The organism is Sphingopyxis microcysteis (genome assembly GCF_012274265.1).
Classification (GTDB): domain Bacteria; phylum Pseudomonadota; class Alphaproteobacteria; order Sphingomonadales; family Sphingomonadaceae; genus Sphingopyxis; species Sphingopyxis microcysteis.
Map to the genome: position 1 here is coordinate 1,203,458 of NZ_JAANYY010000002.1, position 15,965 is coordinate 1,219,422.

The 15,965-nt window shown below is 65.2% G+C and carries 20 protein-coding genes; 7 read left to right on the forward strand and 13 right to left on the reverse strand.

Going from position 1 to position 15,965, the window contains the following annotated elements; translation table 11 throughout:
* Positions 1-76: 76 nt before the first annotated feature.
* Positions 77-637 (reverse strand): peroxiredoxin, encoded by a 561-nt coding sequence (locus tag G9408_RS05770; protein WP_168453058.1) that lies wholly within the window; start codon positions 635-637, stop codon positions 77-79.
* Positions 638-783: 146 nt separating this feature from the next.
* Positions 784-1,170, reverse strand: a complete 387-nt coding sequence (locus G9408_RS05775; protein ID WP_408021863.1) for a glycine zipper 2TM domain-containing protein — start codon at positions 1,168-1,170, stop codon at positions 784-786.
* A gap of 153 nt (positions 1,171-1,323) precedes the next feature.
* Here G9408_RS05775 and G9408_RS05780 point away from each other — a divergent pair, with 153 nt between their 5' ends.
* A complete protein-coding gene (locus G9408_RS05780; RefSeq protein ID WP_168453059.1) occupies positions 1,324-2,166 on the forward strand; it encodes a TauD/TfdA dioxygenase family protein in 843 nt (280 codons plus the stop codon).
* Positions 2,167-2,319: 153 nt separating this feature from the next.
* Here G9408_RS05780 and G9408_RS05785 read toward each other — a convergent pair whose 3' ends face one another.
* Positions 2,320-2,988 (reverse strand): lysoplasmalogenase, encoded by a 669-nt coding sequence (locus tag G9408_RS05785; protein WP_168453060.1) that lies wholly within the window; start codon positions 2,986-2,988, stop codon positions 2,320-2,322.
* A 74-nt stretch (positions 2,989-3,062) separates the two neighbouring features.
* Between G9408_RS05785 and trmFO the strand changes: the two genes are divergently transcribed.
* Positions 3,063-4,412, forward strand: a complete 1,350-nt coding sequence (gene trmFO / locus G9408_RS05790; protein WP_168453061.1) for a methylenetetrahydrofolate--tRNA-(uracil(54)-C(5))-methyltransferase (FADH(2)-oxidizing) TrmFO — start codon at positions 3,063-3,065, stop codon at positions 4,410-4,412.
* A gap of 97 nt (positions 4,413-4,509) precedes the next feature.
* Here trmFO and G9408_RS05795 read toward each other — a convergent pair whose 3' ends face one another.
* Positions 4,510-4,977 (reverse strand): EF-hand domain-containing protein, encoded by a 468-nt coding sequence (locus G9408_RS05795; protein WP_210423184.1) that lies wholly within the window; start codon positions 4,975-4,977, stop codon positions 4,510-4,512.
* Between the two features lie 135 nt (positions 4,978-5,112).
* On the opposite strand from G9408_RS05795, the gene G9408_RS05800 reads away from it, so the two are divergent.
* Positions 5,113-6,018, forward strand: a complete 906-nt coding sequence (locus tag G9408_RS05800; RefSeq protein ID WP_168453062.1) for a hydrogen peroxide-inducible genes activator — start codon at positions 5,113-5,115, stop codon at positions 6,016-6,018.
* Between the two features lie 103 nt (positions 6,019-6,121).
* Here G9408_RS05800 and G9408_RS05805 read toward each other — a convergent pair whose 3' ends face one another.
* From G9408_RS05805 to pgsA, 3 genes are read right to left on the reverse strand one after another with little or no spacing between them, the layout of a single operon-like run.
* Positions 6,122-6,562 carry a molybdenum cofactor biosynthesis protein MoaE gene (locus G9408_RS05805; RefSeq protein WP_168453063.1) on the reverse strand — a complete coding sequence of 147 codons (441 nt, stop codon included), beginning with the start codon at positions 6,560-6,562 and terminating at the stop codon, positions 6,122-6,124.
* Positions 6,559-6,816 (reverse strand): MoaD/ThiS family protein, encoded by a 258-nt coding sequence (locus tag G9408_RS05810; protein ID WP_168453064.1) that lies wholly within the window; start codon positions 6,814-6,816, stop codon positions 6,559-6,561. The genes G9408_RS05805 and G9408_RS05810 overlap by 4 nt, the downstream gene beginning before the upstream one ends.
* Positions 6,817-6,820: 4 nt before the next feature.
* Positions 6,821-7,393, reverse strand: a complete 573-nt coding sequence (gene pgsA, locus G9408_RS05815) for a CDP-diacylglycerol--glycerol-3-phosphate 3-phosphatidyltransferase (protein WP_120216338.1) — start codon at positions 7,391-7,393, stop codon at positions 6,821-6,823.
* A 147-nt stretch (positions 7,394-7,540) separates the two neighbouring features.
* On the opposite strand from pgsA, the gene G9408_RS05820 reads away from it, so the two are divergent.
* Positions 7,541-8,812 (forward strand): MFS transporter, encoded by a 1,272-nt coding sequence (locus G9408_RS05820; protein WP_168453065.1) that lies wholly within the window; start codon positions 7,541-7,543, stop codon positions 8,810-8,812.
* 99 nt (positions 8,813-8,911) lie between these two features.
* On the opposite strand, the gene G9408_RS05825 is transcribed toward G9408_RS05820, so the two are convergent.
* The 3 genes from G9408_RS05825 to nadC all read right to left on the reverse strand — a co-directional run bounded on the left by G9408_RS05825 (position 8,912) and on the right by nadC (position 10,882).
* Positions 8,912-9,133 carry a hypothetical protein gene (locus tag G9408_RS05825; RefSeq protein WP_120216561.1) on the reverse strand — a complete coding sequence of 74 codons (222 nt, stop codon included), beginning with the start codon at positions 9,131-9,133 and terminating at the stop codon, positions 8,912-8,914.
* Positions 9,134-9,216: 83 nt separating this feature from the next.
* Positions 9,217-9,807, reverse strand: a complete 591-nt coding sequence (locus G9408_RS05830) for a ribonuclease T2 family protein (protein ID WP_328804391.1) — start codon at positions 9,805-9,807, stop codon at positions 9,217-9,219.
* A 226-nt stretch (positions 9,808-10,033) separates the two neighbouring features.
* On the reverse strand, positions 10,034-10,882 hold the full coding sequence (gene nadC / locus G9408_RS05835; RefSeq protein WP_168453066.1) for a carboxylating nicotinate-nucleotide diphosphorylase: 849 nt from the start codon (positions 10,880-10,882) through the stop codon (positions 10,034-10,036).
* A gap of 105 nt (positions 10,883-10,987) precedes the next feature.
* On the opposite strand from nadC, the gene G9408_RS05840 reads away from it, so the two are divergent.
* Positions 10,988-12,124 (forward strand): NAD(P)H-dependent flavin oxidoreductase, encoded by a 1,137-nt coding sequence (locus tag G9408_RS05840; protein WP_168453067.1) that lies wholly within the window; start codon positions 10,988-10,990, stop codon positions 12,122-12,124.
* A 193-nt stretch (positions 12,125-12,317) separates the two neighbouring features.
* Here G9408_RS05840 and G9408_RS05845 read toward each other — a convergent pair whose 3' ends face one another.
* Positions 12,318-12,764, reverse strand: a complete 447-nt coding sequence (locus G9408_RS05845) for a peptidylprolyl isomerase (RefSeq protein WP_168453068.1) — start codon at positions 12,762-12,764, stop codon at positions 12,318-12,320.
* 156 nt (positions 12,765-12,920) lie between these two features.
* On the opposite strand from G9408_RS05845, the gene mgtE reads away from it, so the two are divergent.
* Together mgtE and G9408_RS05855 are read left to right on the forward strand one after the other, a co-directional pair.
* A complete protein-coding gene (mgtE, locus tag G9408_RS05850; protein ID WP_210423185.1) occupies positions 12,921-14,375 on the forward strand; it encodes a magnesium transporter in 1,455 nt (484 codons plus the stop codon).
* A gap of 232 nt (positions 14,376-14,607) precedes the next feature.
* Entirely contained in the window at positions 14,608-14,736 is a 129-nt protein-coding gene (locus G9408_RS05855; RefSeq protein WP_162548515.1) for an entericidin A/B family lipoprotein, read from the forward strand.
* A 20-nt stretch (positions 14,737-14,756) separates the two neighbouring features.
* Here the strand turns inward: G9408_RS05855 and tatC are convergent, their stop codons facing one another.
* Together tatC and tatB are read right to left on the reverse strand one after the other, a co-directional pair.
* A complete protein-coding gene (tatC, locus tag G9408_RS05860; protein ID WP_120216565.1) occupies positions 14,757-15,566 on the reverse strand; it encodes a twin-arginine translocase subunit TatC in 810 nt (269 codons plus the stop codon).
* On the reverse strand, positions 15,563-15,964 hold the full coding sequence (gene tatB / locus G9408_RS05865; protein WP_168453069.1) for a Sec-independent protein translocase protein TatB: 402 nt from the start codon (positions 15,962-15,964) through the stop codon (positions 15,563-15,565). Before tatB ends, tatC begins: the two co-directional genes overlap by 4 nt.
* Position 15,965 lies beyond the last annotated feature (1 nt).

Here is a 15,965-nt window from a genome sequence, read left to right on the forward strand (position 1 = left end):
CCGACAGCGGCCCCCGCCTTCGCGGGGGCGACGTCTGACTTCGGGCGCAAACAGACCTTGCCCCGCCAGCCCAAACCTACCGCCGCTTCGCCTTCCACGCCCGCACTGCCGCGATCGTCTTTTCGACATGGGCCTGCGGTTTGCTGTCGGTATAGCGCAGCAGGATCGTGCCGTTCGGCGCGATCACGAAGGACGTGCGGTTCGACAACCGGGTGCCGTCGGGACGCTGCATCACGGCGTCATAGCGCGCCGCGACCGTGGCGCCGGGGTCCGCCGCCACCGCAAACTTGTCGCGGCATTCGGATTTCGAAAATTCGGCGACGCGTTCGATATTGCCCGCGGTCACCCCGACGACGCGGGCGCCCAGCTTGTTGAAATCGTCGCTCGCCTCGGCAAACAGATGCGCCTCCATCGTGCAGCCGGGGGTGAAGGCGGCGGGGAAGAAATAGAGGACGACCGGCCCCTTTTTCAGCATCTGGCCGAGCGACAGGCGAACCGGCTTTCCGGCCAGCGCCGCGCTCAACGTAAAGTCGGGCGCCTTGGCGCCTTGCTGGAGGGCCGCGGTTCCCTGCACGGGAAGCACCGCCAGCGACAGGCCAGTGCTCAGCCCAATCGCCAATTTGATCAGCATTTTCATCTGCGGCCTCCGTCCGGGTGGCGGGACAACCACCCGCGCGGCCATAGTATCGCCTGCTGAGCAGACTTCAATCACCGGCGGTCAAAGGCTCTGAACGGAACCGTCGCGGCCAAGCGGCTCCGGTTCCGTTCAGTGGCCGACGCCGATCAGCAGCGACGCCCGCCGCGATCGATTTCGCGGCCGATCAGCGCGCCTGCGGCGGCACCAATGATCGTGCCCGGCGCGCGATCGCCGTAACGATCGACTTCGCGACCGAGCAACGCGCCCGCGGCGCCGCCGACGATCAGGCCGGTGGTGCCGCTGTCGCGGCGGCAATAATAGCGGCGGTCGCGATAATGGCTGCGGCGATAGTCGCGGCGATCATCGCGCCGATAGTCGCGCCGGTAATCGCGATAGTCGCTGCGGTCGCCATAATAGCCATGGCGGTGGTGCCGGTCGCGCGCGTCGGCTTCGGTCGGCAGCGCGGTGATCGTACCGGCGCCGATCAGCGCCGCGAGCGCGAGTTTCTTGAGCTGGAACATATTCTTCTCCAAATTCGACCCCTTGGCGCAAAATTAGGAAAACAAAGATGGCGCTGGGCTGAACTGCGAGCACCATCGCGCGGCGCTCGCATCGTTTCAGCGACGATTCCGGGCAGTCCGCCGCGCCCGATTGACCGCACCGGCCAATCGGCGCAGCATGGCGGTATGACCCTGACCATCACACCCAGCGGGCAGGCCTGCGGCGCGCGCGTCACCGGCGTCGATTTGACCCTGCCGCTCGCCCCCGCGACCGTCGCCGCCATCCGCGCCGCCTGGCTCGACCATCACGTCCTCGCCTTCCCCGACCAGAAGATGAGCGACGATGATCTGGAACGCTTCACCGGCTATTTCGGCGGTTTCGGCGACGATCCCTTCATCCGCCCGATCCCCGGCCGCGATCATGTCATCGCGGTCCGGCGCCGCGCCGACGAGACCGCGCCGCTGTTCGCCGAAAACTGGCACAGCGACTGGAGCTTTCAGGCGCGGCCGCCCGCAGGCACCTGCCTCTTCGGCATCACCATCCCGCCTGTCGGCGGCAACACCGAATTTGCCAACCAGCACGCGGCGCTCGACGCGATGCCAGCCGCACTACGTTCACGGATCGAAGGTTTGCAGGCCGTCCACAGCGCCCGCGCCGGCTATGCGCCGTCGGGCATGTATGGCGCGAACGACAAGAACCGCAGCATGGACATTCGCTCGGGCGACGAAGCGCTGGAAACCCAGCTCCATCCCTACATCCGCGCGCACCCCGAAACCGGGCGGCTCGGCCTGTTCGGTTGCGCGGGTTATATTATCGGCTTCGATGGTCTGGACGATGCCGAGGCGCTGCCTTTGCTCTACGAACTGATCCAGTGGCAGGGGCGCGAGGAATTTCGTTACTCGCACCCTTGGGAGCCCGACATGCTGGTGATGTGGGACAACCGCTCGGTCCTGCACCGCGCCACCGGCGGCTACGATGGTTACGACCGGCTGCTCCACCGTACGACGATTGCGGCGTGGGAGGGGTAGTGAGGAGGGGCAGAGCGGCTGCTTGGGGTTGAGGAGCCACCCCTTTTTTCGTCATCCCGGCGCAGGCCGGGATCTCACCCTATCGTTTCGCTGCACCGGCGAGATCCCGGCCTTCGCCGGGATGACGATGTCATAGTTGGCGGCTTTTACCGCTCAGCCACGCCCCTCCCTCGCCAACACACTCACCACCCCCCGGGCAATCAGCGCCTGCCCGCCAAAATACAGCGGCCACACCAGCCACAAGGTCACATCCTTGCTCAGCGCCCCGCCCTCCCCGGCAAAGATGAACAGGTCGCTCGCCAGGAACATCATCGCGCCGACGCCGGTCCGGTAGCGCGGAAAACGGCTCGTCCACGCCGTCGCCGCCATGATCGCTACCCCGCCGGTATAGGCGATCGCCGCGGCCATCAGCGCCGCCTCGGCGCCGCGCGTCAGCCCCCAGGCCATCAGCAGTGCCAGCGGCACCAGCACCCACGCCAGCAGTTTCTGCGACGCGGTCAGGCTGGGCCGCCGGTTGCGCAGATAGAGGATGATCGCGATCAGATGCCCGGTCGCGAACGCCGCCGCGCCCGCGAGCATCCCGACCGCATCGAGCAGCCAGTCGCCGAGCGCCCCGAACGCCAGCACCGCCGCGATCAGCTTTCCGTCCGTGCTCCGTGCGTTCATCGCGGCCCAGATCGCGAGCAGCCCGACCCCCGATGCCTTCCACGCCCAGATCGCCGGCCCGTCGAGCCGCATATAGACCGCCGCGAAATAGCTGATCCCGCCAACCAGCGCCGCGAGCCACAGCCACCGCGCCCGATCCCAACCCTGCTCACTCATGCCCGCCCCTTTGCATCTTGTTCCCAACGCGCCTAGTGCGCGGCAGATTGGTCGCAAGTCAACGGATAGGGTAAATGGCGGAATACGACGTACACATCATCGGCGGCGGCCTCGCCGGGTCCGAGGCCGCGTGGCAGCTCGCCGAGGCTGGGTATCGTGTACGCCTTTCCGAAATGCGCGGCGGCGGCGACATGACGCCGGCGCATCAGGGCGACGCGCTCGCCGAAATGGTGTGCTCGAACAGCTTCCGCAGCGACGACGGCGACAGCAATGCCGTCGGCTTGCTCCACCGCGAGATGCGGTCGCTGGGCTCGATCATCATGCGCGAGGCCGACGCGACCAAGGTGCCCGCGGGATCGGCGCTGGCGGTCGATCGCGACCTGTTTGCAGGCGGCGTCACCCGCGCGCTCGAAGCGCACCCGAACGTCACGATCGTCCGCGAACGCATCGATACGCTACCGACCGAAGGCCTCACCATCGTCGCCACCGGTCCGCTCACCGCCGCCGCGCTTGCCGACAGCATCGGCACCGCGACGGGCAAGGACGCGCTTGCCTTTTTCGACGCGATCGCCCCCATCGTCTATCGCGACAGCATCGACATGGACATCGCGTGGATGGCGAGCCGCTGGGACAAGGTCGGTCCGATCGGTGACGGCAAGGACTATATCAACTGCCCGATGGACAAGGATCAATATCATGCCTTTGTCCAGGGGCTCATCGACGGCGACAAGACCGAATTCAAGGAATGGGAAAAGGACACGCCCTATTTCGAAGGCTGCATGCCGATCGAGGTGATGGCCGAACGCGGCGTCGAAACGCTCCGCTTCGGCCCGATGAAGGGCGTCGGCCTCGACAATCCGCGCACCGGGCGCTGGCCCTATGCGGTCGTCCAGCTCCGCCAGGACAATGCGCTCGGCACGCTGTGGAACATGGTCGGGTTCCAGACCAAGCTCAAACATGCCGCACAGGTCGAGCTGTTCCGCACCATCCCGGGGCTCGAAAAGGCCGAGTTCGCGCGCCTCGGCGGGCTTCACCGCAACAGCTTTATCCGCTCGCCCGAACTACTCGATCATCAGCTCCGCCTCAAATCGGCGCCGCATATCCGCTTCGCCGGCCAGATCACCGGCTGCGAGGGCTATGTCGAAAGCGCCGCGATAGGCCTCATCGCCGCCCGCTTTGCCGCCGCCGAACTCGCGGGCCGCACGCTGCCCCCGCCGCCGCCCGAGACGGCGCTGGGCGCGCTGCTCGGCCATATCACCGGCGGCGCCGATGCCGCCAGCTACCAGCCGATGAACGTCAACTTCGGCCTGTTCCCGCCGCTGGCCGAAGAGGTTCGCAAGAAAGACCGCAAGCTCGGCTATACCCAGCGCGCGGGCGCCGCGCTGGCGGATTGGGTAAAGGTCGCCGAGGGCGTCGCGGCCTGACCGTCGGCCCCGCGCAGGCGGGGGCCGCTGGAGGCCTGAACCAGCCTCGTCGCGTAAAACGACGGCGCCCGCCGCCTCCGCGGGGGCGACGAGCAGGTCAACAACTACACTTCGCCTTCACCGTCCGTTTCGGCGCCGTCGTCGCGAACTCTGCGCGCGTCAGGTCGCCTGATTTGTCGCCGTCGGCCCCGGCAAAGCGCGCGCCCGTCGCCGCCGCCCATTCCTCAAAGGTCAGCAGGTTATTGCCGTCCTTGTCGAGCTTGCGAAACGCTGCGGTCCGCGACGACATCAGTTCGACGCGGCTGATCCGGTCGTTGCGGTCGCGGTCGAAGCGGTTGAAGCGCCGTTCCTCGCGCGACGCCTCCTTCGCGGCGGGCAAGGCGGGCGGCGCTGGTCCGCGCGTCGGGGCATTCGGCCCGGCCACCGGGATCGCGGCGAGCGCGGGCGGCGGATCGGGCAGCAGCTCCTCCTCGGCAACCTGCGTATAGCCCGCCCACAGGAACAGGCCGCCGGTAAGCAGCAGGGCGCTGGCCACGCCGCCAATCAGAAAACGGGAAATTGCCATCCGCCCCTCCGCTTTGTCCGATCCTGTTGGCTATCACGGCGCCGCCGATAGCGGCAACAATCGCCACCGATATGGCGACGAATATTTATCGGTAAAACCATTCAAAACGACCCGGTTCATGGCTATATCCGATCAATGTCGAACTACCTCCCTACGCTGAAGCAGATGCAATATCTCGTCGCGCTGCACGACCATGGCCATTTCGGCCGCGCCGCCGACGCATGCAACGTCACCCAGTCGACGCTGTCGGCAGGAATCCGCGAGCTCGAAACGCTGCTCGGCCAGACCCTCGTCGAACGCACCCGCCGCGTCGTCCGCTTCACCGTTCTGGGCAATGCGATCGTCGACAAGGCCCACCGCGTGCTGCGCGAGGCCGAGGAGCTGGCCGACATGGCTGCCGCCGCCGCGGCGCCGCTCGTCGGCGAACTGCGGATGAGCGTGATCCCGACCATCGCCCCGTTCCTGCTGCCGAACATGCTGCGCTTGCTGCGCCGCGAACGCCCGGCGCTCAAGCTGTTCCTGCGCGAAGAACCGAGCGCGCAGGCGTGCGAGTCGCTCCATCATGGCACCGTCGATTGCGTGCTGCTCGCGCTGCCCTACGCGTGCGGCGACGTCGAGAGCGAGCCGCTGTTCGACGACGCGCTGTTCGTCGCCTTCCCGGGCGACCAGTCCGAAGAGCTGCCCGCGATGGTCAGCGCCGACCAGATCGACCCGGCGCAGATGCTGATGCTCGAGGACGGCCATTGCCTGAAAGACCACGCCCTCGCCGCGTGCAACCGCCCCGAATTGCGCGCCGGGGCGCGGATGATGGGAACCTCGCTGCACACACTGGTGCAGATGGTCGACAATGGGCTAGGCATCACCATGCTGCCGCAAATGGCGATCGAGGCCGGTATCCTCGACCACACCGACATCGACACTCGCCCGCTCGATTCGGATCACGACTGGCGCACGATCGCGCTGGTATGGCGCAAGGGCAGCCCGCGGGCGGACGAGTTCCGGATGCTGGCGGATATATTCCGGAAGCATCGGGCGGGGTGATCTAGCGCCAAATACCCCGTTCGTGTCGAGCGAAGTCGAGACACGCGAAGGCACGCGCGAACCGCGCGTCTCTCGACTTCGCTCGAGACGAACGGACGTTAGTTTAGCTCCATCTTTCGGCCCGCACCGCATCCCCCACCCGCGCCTCAACCCACGCCGCGCGCCCGTCCTCGAACGTCTCGCGCTTCCACAGCATCACCTCGGTCTTAAGCCGGTCGATCAGAAACTCGCACGCCGCCAGCGCCTCGCTGCGGTGCGGGCTGCTCGCCAGCACCAGCACGATTGTGTCGCCCGGCGCCATCGCGCCGACGCGGTGGATCAGCGTCAGCGCTGCGAGTTGCCAGCGCTCTGCGGCGACCTGCGCCAGATCGCGCAGCCCCGCCTGGGTCAGCACCGGATGATGCTCGAGGAACAGTTCGGTCAGTCCACCATCGCCGCGCACCCGCCCGATGAAGCTGGCGCTCGCACCATGGCCGCCCGCATCGTGCCGGTCGAGTTCGGCGCCGACATCGATCGCCGCAGCCTGCACTGCGACGCGGATCATCCGCCCGTCACCGGCGGGAACAGCGCGATCTCGCGCGCCTCGCCCAGCGGCGCCCCCGCTCCTGCCATCACGCCGTCGATCGCGGCGCGAATCCGGTGCGGCTCGGCAAAGGCCAACGCCCCGCGCGCATCGCGCGCCGCGAGCCAAGCCAGCAGCGCGGTCAGGTCGGTTATGTCGGCGGGCAGGTCGACGACCTCTTCGGCCGTCCCCATCCGCTCGCGCACCCAGGCGAAATAGGAAATGTTGAGCGCCATCGCGCTAGTCCATGTGCTTCAGGCCGACGCGCAGATAATCCCAGCCGGTGATCAGCGTCAGCACCGCCGCGCCCCACAGCGTCGCCAGCCCGACCGTCTTGACCCACTCGAACGCAGGGAGCGCTCCGGCGAGGATCAGCGCGCCGAACGACACGAGCTGGAACGTCGTTTTCCATTTCGCCAGCTGGGTGACCGGCATCGACACCTGCAAGGTCGCCAGAAACTCGCGCAGCCCCGACACGATGATCTCGCGCAGCAAGATCATCAGCGCGGCAATGACATGGTAACCCGCGATGTCGCGAGTGAACACCAGCAGCAGGATAACCGCCGCGATCATGATCTTGTCGGCGATCGGGTCAAGGAAAGCCCCCAACCGCGATACGATGCCGCGCGAGCGTGCCACATAACCGTCAAAATAATCGGTAATGCCCATCAGGCAGTATAAACCGAACGCCAGCGCATAATCGATCGGCTTGGGCTGGTGCGATCCCTCGACCACCCCCGGCCACAGCAGGAACAGCAGGATGGGCACCGCCAAAATGCGCGACAATGTCAGGATATTCGGAAGACTCAGCATGACCCCTGATTCCCGCCGGCGCGGCGCGTTAAACCCAAAATGGGCTTTGACCCTGCCTGCCCTAACCGATAAGCCCCCCGCGCGACAACAATATTGCCGTGACGTCGCGGCGTTGTCCGATTGTCAGGCTGCAAAAGTGGATTTTCAATGACCGGTTCCTTTGCGCTGATGAAGCAACGCCGGTTCCTGCCCCTGTTCGCGACCCAGTTCCTCAACGCGTTCAACGACAATTTCTACAAGATGGCGATGGTGATCCTTGTCACCTTCACCATCTACAAGGATCCGGAGACCGAGGCGTGGTTCAACGCGCTGGCGGGCGGCCTGTTCATCCTGCCCTTCTTCCTGTTTTCGGCGCTCGCCGGACAGCTCGCCGACAGCACCGACAAGACGCGGATGATCCGCCTGATCAAGACCGCCGAAATCTTCATCATGATCGTCGGCGCCATCGGCATCTGGCTGCATCTGGTGCCGGTCATGCTGCTGGCGCTGTTCGCGATGGGAACGCACTCGACCTTTTTCGGCCCGATCAAATATGCGATCCTGCCCCAGCATCTGGAGGAGGACGAGGTTCTGGCCGGCACCGGCTGGGTCGAGGCGGGGACCTATATTGCGATCCTCGGCGGCACCATCGTCGGCGGGCTGACCCCGCCGCACATCGCCATCCCCGGGATCATCATAGTCGCCGTCATCGGCCGCCTGACCGCGAGCTACGTCCCCGCCGCGCCGCCCGAGACCGAGGCGCAGGGACTGGTCATCGACCATAATGTCTTTCGCTCGTCGTGGCGGCTGGTCAATTCGACGATGCACATCCCGCGCCTGTTCCTGGCGATCGTGTCGATCAGCTTCTTCTGGGCGATCGGCGCGATTCTCGCCGCGCAATTTCCGCCCTTGGTCAAGAATGCGCTCGGCGCCGACAATACCGTCGCGACACTATTCACGGCGATCTTCTCGGTCGGCGTCGCGATCGGCTCGATCATCGTCAACCGGCTGCTGAAAGGCCATGTCTCCGCGCGCTATTCGCCGGGATCGGTGATCGTGATGGGGCTGTTTGTCCTCGACCTGTGGTGGAACGTCAAAGGGTGGGACCATATCGGTACCGAGTTGATGAACTGGCGCGACTTTCTGGCGCTGGCGACCGGCGACCGCATCATCCTCGATTTGCTCGGCATCGCGGTCGCGGGCGGCATGTTCGTCGTCCCGCTCTACGCCTTCCTGACCACCACCGTCGCCAAATCGCAGACCGCGCGCACCGTGGCGGCGAACAATATCGTCAATTCGGGCTTCATGGTGGCGGCGACGTTGTTGCTCAGCCTGTTGATAGGCATCGGGCTGACGATCGACGACACGCTGCTGATGGTGGCGGCGATGTGCCTGGTATCCGCGGTGCTGGCGTGGAAGCTGCACAAGGCGTGCGATTAGAGCGCTAATGGCGCCTGCTTCTGGTGTGGTGAGCCGACGTTCCGACTGACCGTCGTCCCCGCGCAGGCGGGGGCGACGTCTTGTTTCGGACGTCAGCCCTCAGATCAAAAACATCATCGTCGCGGTAAAAAACACCGCGAAACTCTGCAAGAACAGCCTCAGGTCGTTCCCGGCAAAAATCGTCACCGGCTCGCGGTGCGCTGCCAGCGCCGTGCGCAACTCGCCCTGCCAGTCGGTGGGCGCAAGTAGCCGCGCGATCGTCAGCTGGCGGGCGCCATGAGCCTGAAGACGGCGGCGAATGTCGATGCGATCCGAGTCCATGCCCGGCAAGCTATGCCGGTCTTAACGACTTGGTAAGGTTAAAAGATCGTTAACAGAAGCGACGTATCAAAGCGGCACAGCGGCTAATCCTTTGGGATAGGTCGGACCCGCACCGTTCGCGCATCGCGCGCGCCGACCTGAAACGGTTTGCAGCGCTGCGGCCGCATCCGCGGGCCCAGGCACAGGCGGACTTCCTTCAGCCAGCCCTGCCGGTCGGTGGTCACCGCGATCATCGGTGCGGTCACGCCTTGGTTGCTCGCCGCAAAGGCGCGGCGGATGCTGCCCGCGGTCTGTGGCCGTGCCGCCAGCGCCGCCATGTCGGGGAAACGCACGGCGCGGAACAGTATCGCGGCGGAGCGGAAGTAGGCCGCGGGATGCGGGCTCATGCATGTGCCATGCTTCGCCCATTCATGCTGGAGCAATTGCGCCGATGGCGTCATGCACATATGCTGTTTCAGCACCGGCTGCGGCACGATCTTGGCCGGGCGGCACCATTGCGGATAGTCGCGGCTGTCGGTTTCGGGCCACAACCCGTGGAGCACCCAGCCGAAACGGCCATTGTCGCCCGCGCACTGGAACCGGTCGCGCGCGTCGCGGGGATTGCGGACATTGGCGCAATGTTGCGGCGACCAGCTCATGCTGAGCAAATAGCCGGTGGTCGGCGTCTTGCGCACCGGTTCGCCGCGCTTGGGCTGTTCCAGCCGCGGGACCGGGATCCGATCGGGGATTTGGCAGGCGAGCGCCTGCGCTTGGGCTGCGGTGGGTGCGAGGAGCAGCGCGAGTGCGGTCGCGGCCCTCCACCGTCGCCCCCGCGCAGGCGTGGGCCGCCGTCGGCCTTTTCCTCCGTCGCTGGGTAAAACGGCAGCGGACCCCGCCTTCGCGGGGGCGACGGTAGAATCTTCAAACCAGCGCAAAATCAAGCCCGATGTCCGCCGCGGGTGCCGACTGGGTCAGCCGCCCGACCGACACATAGGTCACTCCCGTCGCGCCGATCGCACCGATCGTGTCGAGCCGCACCCCGCCCGACGCCTCGGTCGGCACCTTGCCATCGACCAGCGCCACACATTCGCGCAATTCATTGAGCGTCATGTTGTCGAGCAAGAGATGCGTCGCCCCGGCGGCGAGCGCGGGCTCGACCTGCGCCACCCGGTCGACCTCGACAATGATGTCGGCGATTCCGGCGACAACCGCACGCCGCACCGCTTCCTCGACCGATCCGGCGACCGCGACATGATTGTCCTTGATCATCGCCGCGTCCCACAGGCCCATGCGGTGGTTTTTTGCGCCGCCCATCCGCGTCGCATATTTCTCCAGTACCCGCAGGCCGGGGATCGTCTTGCGCGTGTCGAGCAACGTCGCGCCGGTTCCGGCCAGCGCGTTCACATATTGCCGCGTCATCGTCGCGATGCCTGACAGATGCTGTACGGTGTTGAGCGCCGACCTTTCGGCGGTCAGCATCGCGCGGGCATTGCCCGACAGCCGCATCAAATCGCTGCCCGCGCCAACTTCGGCGCCTTCGGCGACCAGAATTTCGATCTCCATAGCTGGATCGAGCGCGCGAAAGAAGGTTTCGGCGATCGGCAGCCCCGCGACGATGATCGGATCGCGGCTGTCCATCACCCCGCCAAAGCGGGCGTCGGCGGGAATCACGGCCATTGAGGTGATGTCACCGCCCGACCCCAGATCCTCGGCAAGGGTAGTGCGAACAAAGGCGTCGATGTCGAAGTCAGGAAGGGAAAACTGGGTCATCGGACTGCGATAGTGGGCGACCGCAGCAAATCAACTTGACGTTTACGTTAACTAACGCTGACATGCACGCTACGTGGCACTTTGGTCCACATCCGGAGAGGCTCAATGCAATCACCCATCTGCGCGATGCTTGGCATCGAATTCCCCCTGCTCGCCTTCTCGCACTGCCGCGACGTCGTCGTCGCCGTGTCAAAGGCGGGCGGCATGGGCGTCTTTGGCGCCGCGGCGCTGCCGCCCGAACGGCTAGAGGAAGAGCTGCAGTGGATCGACGCGCATATCGGCGGCAAGCCCTATGGCGTTGACCTGATCGTCCCCAACAGCTTCGTCGGCAAGGGCGAGGCGCCCTCGTCGGTCGCGGCGAAAGTCCCCGAAACGCATCTGCAATTCGCCGCCGACCTGCTCGGCAAATATGACGTCGATGCCTCGGGGCTCGAAGCCGCGATGGAAAGCCGCCAGAGCTTTGGCGACAATATGCACGAGGATGGCGCGGCAAGACTGCTCGAAGTCGCGTTCCGCCACCCGATCCGCCTGATCGCCAACGCGCTGGGCGTCCCCCCGCCGCTGATGCTGGAGCTTGGCAAGCGCCACAATGTTCCTGTCGCCGCGCTCGTCGGCACCCGCGATCATGCGCTGGCGCAGGTTCGCGCGGGAGTCGACATCCTGGTCGTCGCGGGCGGCGAAGCGGGTGGTCATTGCGGCGAAGTCGCAACGATGGTGCTGGTCCCGGAGGTCGCGGCGGCGCTCGACGCAATCGGCGACACGACGCCGATCCTCGCAGCGGGCGGTATCGTCACCGGGCGCCAGATGGCGGCGGCGATGGCGATGGGCGCGCATGGCGCATGGTGCGGGTCGGTCTGGCTCACCACAGCCGAGGCCGAAACCAATCCGGTGGTGAAAGAGAAGATGCTCGCCGCGTCCGCGCGCGACACCGTGCGCTCCAAGAGCCGCACCGGCAAACCCTCGCGCCAGCTGCGTTCGCCGTGGACCGACGCATGGGAAGCCGACGGCGCGCCCAAACCGCTGCCGATGCCGCTACAATCGCTGGTCAGCGAGCCCGCGCTGCGCAAGGTCGACAAATTGTCCGAGGGCGGCCACGAAGGCGCCAAAGCGCTGGCGACCTATTGGGTCGGTCAGGGCGTCGGATTGATGAACGAAGCGATGGGCGCCGGACAGGTCGTGCAGGAATTCAAGCAGGACTGGGTCGCCGCGTGCGAACGGCTGAACGGCTTTATCGGGGAATAATGCACCAAATGCCTCCCCCGCCATGGGGGAGGCAGCGAGACTTGGCAGCTTGCCGCCTAGTCGCAGCGGTGGGGGTGCGCTCTCGGCCTCAGATGATGGTCTAAGGACGCACCGTCACCCCCATCCAACTCCGCCTAATCGCTTTGCGATAAGGCTCCATATCCTTCCCCCATCAAGGGGGAAGCATCGGCGATCAGCTGACGGTCGCCTTGACGATCTTGCCGGGCTCGCGCGGCGGCTCGCCCTTGGGCAGCGCGTCGACATTCTCCATGCCTTCGATCACTTCGCCCCAGACGGTGTACTGGTTGTCGAGGAAACGTGCATCGTCGAAGCAGATGAAGAACTGGCTGTTCGCGCTGTTCGGGTTCTGCGCGCGCGCCATCGAACACACACCGCGGACGTGCGGTTCGCTGTTGAATTCCTGCGGCAGGTCGGGAAGCTGGCTGCCGCCCATGCCGGTTCCCGTAGGGTCGCCGCCCTGCGCCATGAAGCCCGGGATCACACGGTGGAACACGACGCCGTCGTAAAAACCTTCCTTGGCGAGCGACGAGATGCGTTCGACATGTTGCGGCGCGAGGTCGGGGCGGAGACGAATAACGACATCGCCGGTCGAGAGCGAAAGGGTGAGCGTTTCGGACATGGTTGAACTCCTGCGGTCTGCGTTGGCGGTCCCATAGCCGCCGCCGCGATCAAAGCCACGCACTAAATGCCAAAAAGGCGTTCGCAGCGTTGCCATCGGCGGGTCGCGGCACTAGGGAAAACTCGGACGCCGCCAGAAACCAGGGAGGACCGCGCGATGGACAAACGCGAAGAATCCCTGCCGCCGGACGACCTCATCGCCGCCGATGACCGCGACCGTGATCAGCCGCTGCGTGAGCCCGAAACCGAACTGGACGAAGACGATCGGCTGAAGCCCGAATTCGTCCGCGACGTCATCGAACTGGCCGAAGCGGGCGAAGGCGAAGCGGCGCGCGAACGGATCGGGCGCCTGCATCCCGCCGACATCGCCGACCTGTTCGAACTGGCGCGCAGCGACGAGCGCCCGATGCTGGCTGCGGTGCTGGGCAATATGCTGTCGGCCGACGTGCTGGCGGAAATGAACGATTATGTTCGCGAGGAGCTGATCGACCTGCTCGCGCCCGAACAGGTCGCCGAACTCGCGTCCGAACTCGATACCGACGATGCCGTCGCGATCATCGAGGATATGGAAGCCGACGAGCAGCAGGCGGTGCTCGACGCGATGGAGCCCGAAGATCGCGCCGCGATCGAAGATGCGCTGTCTTTCCCCGAGGAATCGGCCGGGCGCCTGATGCAGCGCGATCTTGTCGCGGTGCCCGAACATGTGACCGTCGGCGACGTGATCGACCGGCTGCGCGAAGACACCACGCTGACCAGCGATTTTTGGGAAATCTTCGTCGTCGATCCGATGCACCGCCCCATCGGCACCTGTCAGCTCAGCTGGATCCTGCGCACCCCGCGCGACATCGCGATCAGCGACGTGATGAAGCGCGAGCAGACGTTGATCCCGATCGACATGGACCAGGAAGAGGTCGCGCTGCGCTTCCAGAAATATGCGCTGATTTCGGCCGCGGTCGTCGACAAGGGCGGACGGCTGGTCGGGATGATCACGGTCGACGACATCGTGCACATCATCCAGGAAGAGGCGGGCGAGGATATATTGCGCCTGTCGGGCGCCGGCGACGGCGACATCAACGAACCGATCCGCGAAACATACAGCGCGCGCGTGCGGTGGCTGGTCGCCAACCTTGGCACCGCGTTGCTCGCGTCGTCGATCGTCGGATTTTTCGGCGGCGCGATCGAACAGATGGTCGCGCTCGCCGCGCTGATGCCGATCGTTGCCGGGGTCGGCGGCAATGCCGGAACCCAGACGCTGGCGGTGACCGTGCGCGCACTCGCGATGAACCAGCTCACCGATTCGAACAGCTGGCGCGCGATCTGGCGCGAGATGAAGATCGCGCTGCTCAACGGCGGCACGATCGCGCTGATCGCCGGCTGCGCCACCGCGCTATGGTTCGCGAACCCACAGCTCGGCGCGGTGATCGCCGCAGCGATGGTCGTCAACATCTTCGTCGCCGGGGTCGCCGGCGTCGCGATCCCGCTGTTGCTCGACCGGCTCGATCAGGATCCGGCGGTGGCAAGCTCCATTTTTGTCACCATGACCACCGATTCCATGGGCTTTCTGGCCTTCCTGGGGCTGGCGGTACTCAGCGGACTGACCACGCTGACGTAATCAAGCCATTGGAATCCAAATTCGATTTTCTCGACGAAGAAAAAATCGAAAATTATTTCGCTGCGATCACTTTTTTCGGGAACTTATCGGACATCTGGCTCGTTTCCCGTTCGAGCAGCGATCATCGCCCCCCCGCAGCGCTGCTCAGCAACATTGGCCCGGCCCGCATTCCCTCCCCCCCCCTCGAAGCGCGCCGGGCCATTTTGCATCGAGTTCAGAGAGGTTGGATTCCATGACCAGTTTTCGAGCAATCATCCTTGCCATCTTGGCCAGCGTCGTCGTCACCGGTTGCAATACGGTGAAGGGTGCAGGCCGCGACATCGAATCGGTCGGTCAGGCCGGCAGCGACGCGATCAACTGATCGGGCGAGTAGAGCTTACCCTAAGCCTCTTCGAGAGGCTCGACAGGCGCCGCTTCGGCGCCTGTTTTGCGTCGGCGCTGGGTAAACCAGATGGCAAAGATCGACAGCTCGTAAAGCAGGATCAGCGGAACCGCGAGCAGGAACTGGCTGAGAATATCGGGCGGGGTCGCAACCGCCGCGATCGCAAAGGCGGCGACGATCATGTAGCGGCGCGCCGATACCAGCTGCGCGCGCGTGACCAGCCCCGATCGTTCGATCAGCATCAGGAAAATCGGCAGCAGGAAGGCAATGCCGAACGCCATGATGAACTGCATGATGAAGCTCAGATAATTGGCGACCGACGGCAGCGCTTCCTGCTGGATACCGCCCATATCGCCCTGATAACCGAGCAGGAATTTCAACGCGACGGGGATGGTGACAAAATAGGCAAGGCACGCCCCCGCCGTGAACAGGACGGGCGTCGCCAGAATGAACGGCAGCAGCGCCCGCTTTTCCTGACGATAGAGGCCCGGCGCGACGAATTTCCACAACTGGTTCGCGATCACCGGAAAGGCGATCATCATCGCCGCGAACAGCGCGACCTTGATCTGGACAAAGAACGCCTCGAACAACTGGGTATAGATGATCTTGCCCTGCCCCGCTGCAACGAGCGGCTGGACGAGGATGCTGAAGATCGGCTCGGCAAAATAGAGGCAGACGCCAAAGGCGAGACCAATGGCGACCAGTGATTTCAGAAGCCGCGAGCGCAATTCGATCAGATGGTCGAGCAGCGGCATCTTGCCGCCCGCGCCATCCTCTTCACTCGCAACAGAAACGGGTTCGGCGGTCATGGCAGCGGCCCATCACGCGGAGGCACGGCATGCGTTTCGGGCGGTGTCGCGGCGGCCGCCTGATCGACATCGGCGTCGCTCGGCGGTCCCGACGTGCCAGCCGGGGCGCTCGTGTCCGGTGCCGACGTTGGGGATGGCGCTGGAGCGTTTGCATCATCGATGCGCGGAAATTCGCGCATGATCGCGTCATTCTGCGCGCGCCACTGTTTCTCGAGCTCTTCAAGCTCAGCCTCGCGCATCATTGTGTCGAGTCCGGATCGAAAGTGGCGCGCCATCCCGCGCGCCTTGCCCATCCACTTGCCCACAAAGCGCATCGCCTTGGGCAAATCCTTGGGACCGATGACCACCAGCGCAACCACGATGACGAGCAGCAGCTCGGTAGGCGCGACGTCGAACATG

Excerpts from the sequence above, each read along its gene's own strand:
- G9408_RS05840 (WP_168453067.1), top strand. The coding sequence starts at position 10,988 with ATGCAATCACCCATCTGCGCGATGCTTGGCATCGAATTCCCCCTGCTC.
- tatC (WP_120216565.1), bottom strand. The coding sequence starts at position 15,566 with ATGACCGCCGAACCCGTTTCTGTTGCGAGTGAAGAGGATGGCGCGGGC.
- G9408_RS05780 (WP_168453059.1), top strand. The coding sequence starts at position 1,324 with ATGACCCTGACCATCACACCCAGCGGGCAGGCCTGCGGCGCGCGCGTC.
- G9408_RS05855 (WP_162548515.1), top strand. The coding sequence starts at position 14,608 with ATGACCAGTTTTCGAGCAATCATCCTTGCCATCTTGGCCAGCGTCGTC.
- G9408_RS05845 (WP_168453068.1), bottom strand. The coding sequence starts at position 12,764 with ATGTCCGAAACGCTCACCCTTTCGCTCTCGACCGGCGATGTCGTTATT.
- mgtE (WP_210423185.1), top strand. The coding sequence starts at position 12,921 with ATGGACAAACGCGAAGAATCCCTGCCGCCGGACGACCTCATCGCCGCC.
- G9408_RS05820 (WP_168453065.1), top strand. The coding sequence starts at position 7,541 with ATGACCGGTTCCTTTGCGCTGATGAAGCAACGCCGGTTCCTGCCCCTG.
- G9408_RS05800 (WP_168453062.1), top strand. The coding sequence starts at position 5,113 with ATGTCGAACTACCTCCCTACGCTGAAGCAGATGCAATATCTCGTCGCG.
- G9408_RS05785 (WP_168453060.1), bottom strand. The coding sequence starts at position 2,988 with ATGAGTGAGCAGGGTTGGGATCGGGCGCGGTGGCTGTGGCTCGCGGCG.
- nadC (WP_168453066.1), bottom strand. The coding sequence starts at position 10,882 with ATGACCCAGTTTTCCCTTCCTGACTTCGACATCGACGCCTTTGTTCGC.
- G9408_RS05770 (WP_168453058.1), bottom strand. The coding sequence starts at position 637 with ATGAAAATGCTGATCAAATTGGCGATTGGGCTGAGCACTGGCCTGTCG.
- G9408_RS05795 (WP_210423184.1), bottom strand. The coding sequence starts at position 4,977 with ATGGCAATTTCCCGTTTTCTGATTGGCGGCGTGGCCAGCGCCCTGCTG.
- tatB (WP_168453069.1), bottom strand. The coding sequence starts at position 15,964 with ATGTTCGACGTCGCGCCTACCGAGCTGCTGCTCGTCATCGTGGTTGCG.
- pgsA (WP_120216338.1), bottom strand. The coding sequence starts at position 7,393 with ATGCTGAGTCTTCCGAATATCCTGACATTGTCGCGCATTTTGGCGGTG.
- trmFO (WP_168453061.1), top strand. The coding sequence starts at position 3,063 with ATGGCGGAATACGACGTACACATCATCGGCGGCGGCCTCGCCGGGTCC.
- G9408_RS05805 (WP_168453063.1), bottom strand. The coding sequence starts at position 6,562 with ATGATCCGCGTCGCAGTGCAGGCTGCGGCGATCGATGTCGGCGCCGAA.
- G9408_RS05810 (WP_168453064.1), bottom strand. The coding sequence starts at position 6,816 with ATGGCGCTCAACATTTCCTATTTCGCCTGGGTGCGCGAGCGGATGGGG.
- G9408_RS05825 (WP_120216561.1), bottom strand. The coding sequence starts at position 9,133 with ATGGACTCGGATCGCATCGACATTCGCCGCCGTCTTCAGGCTCATGGC.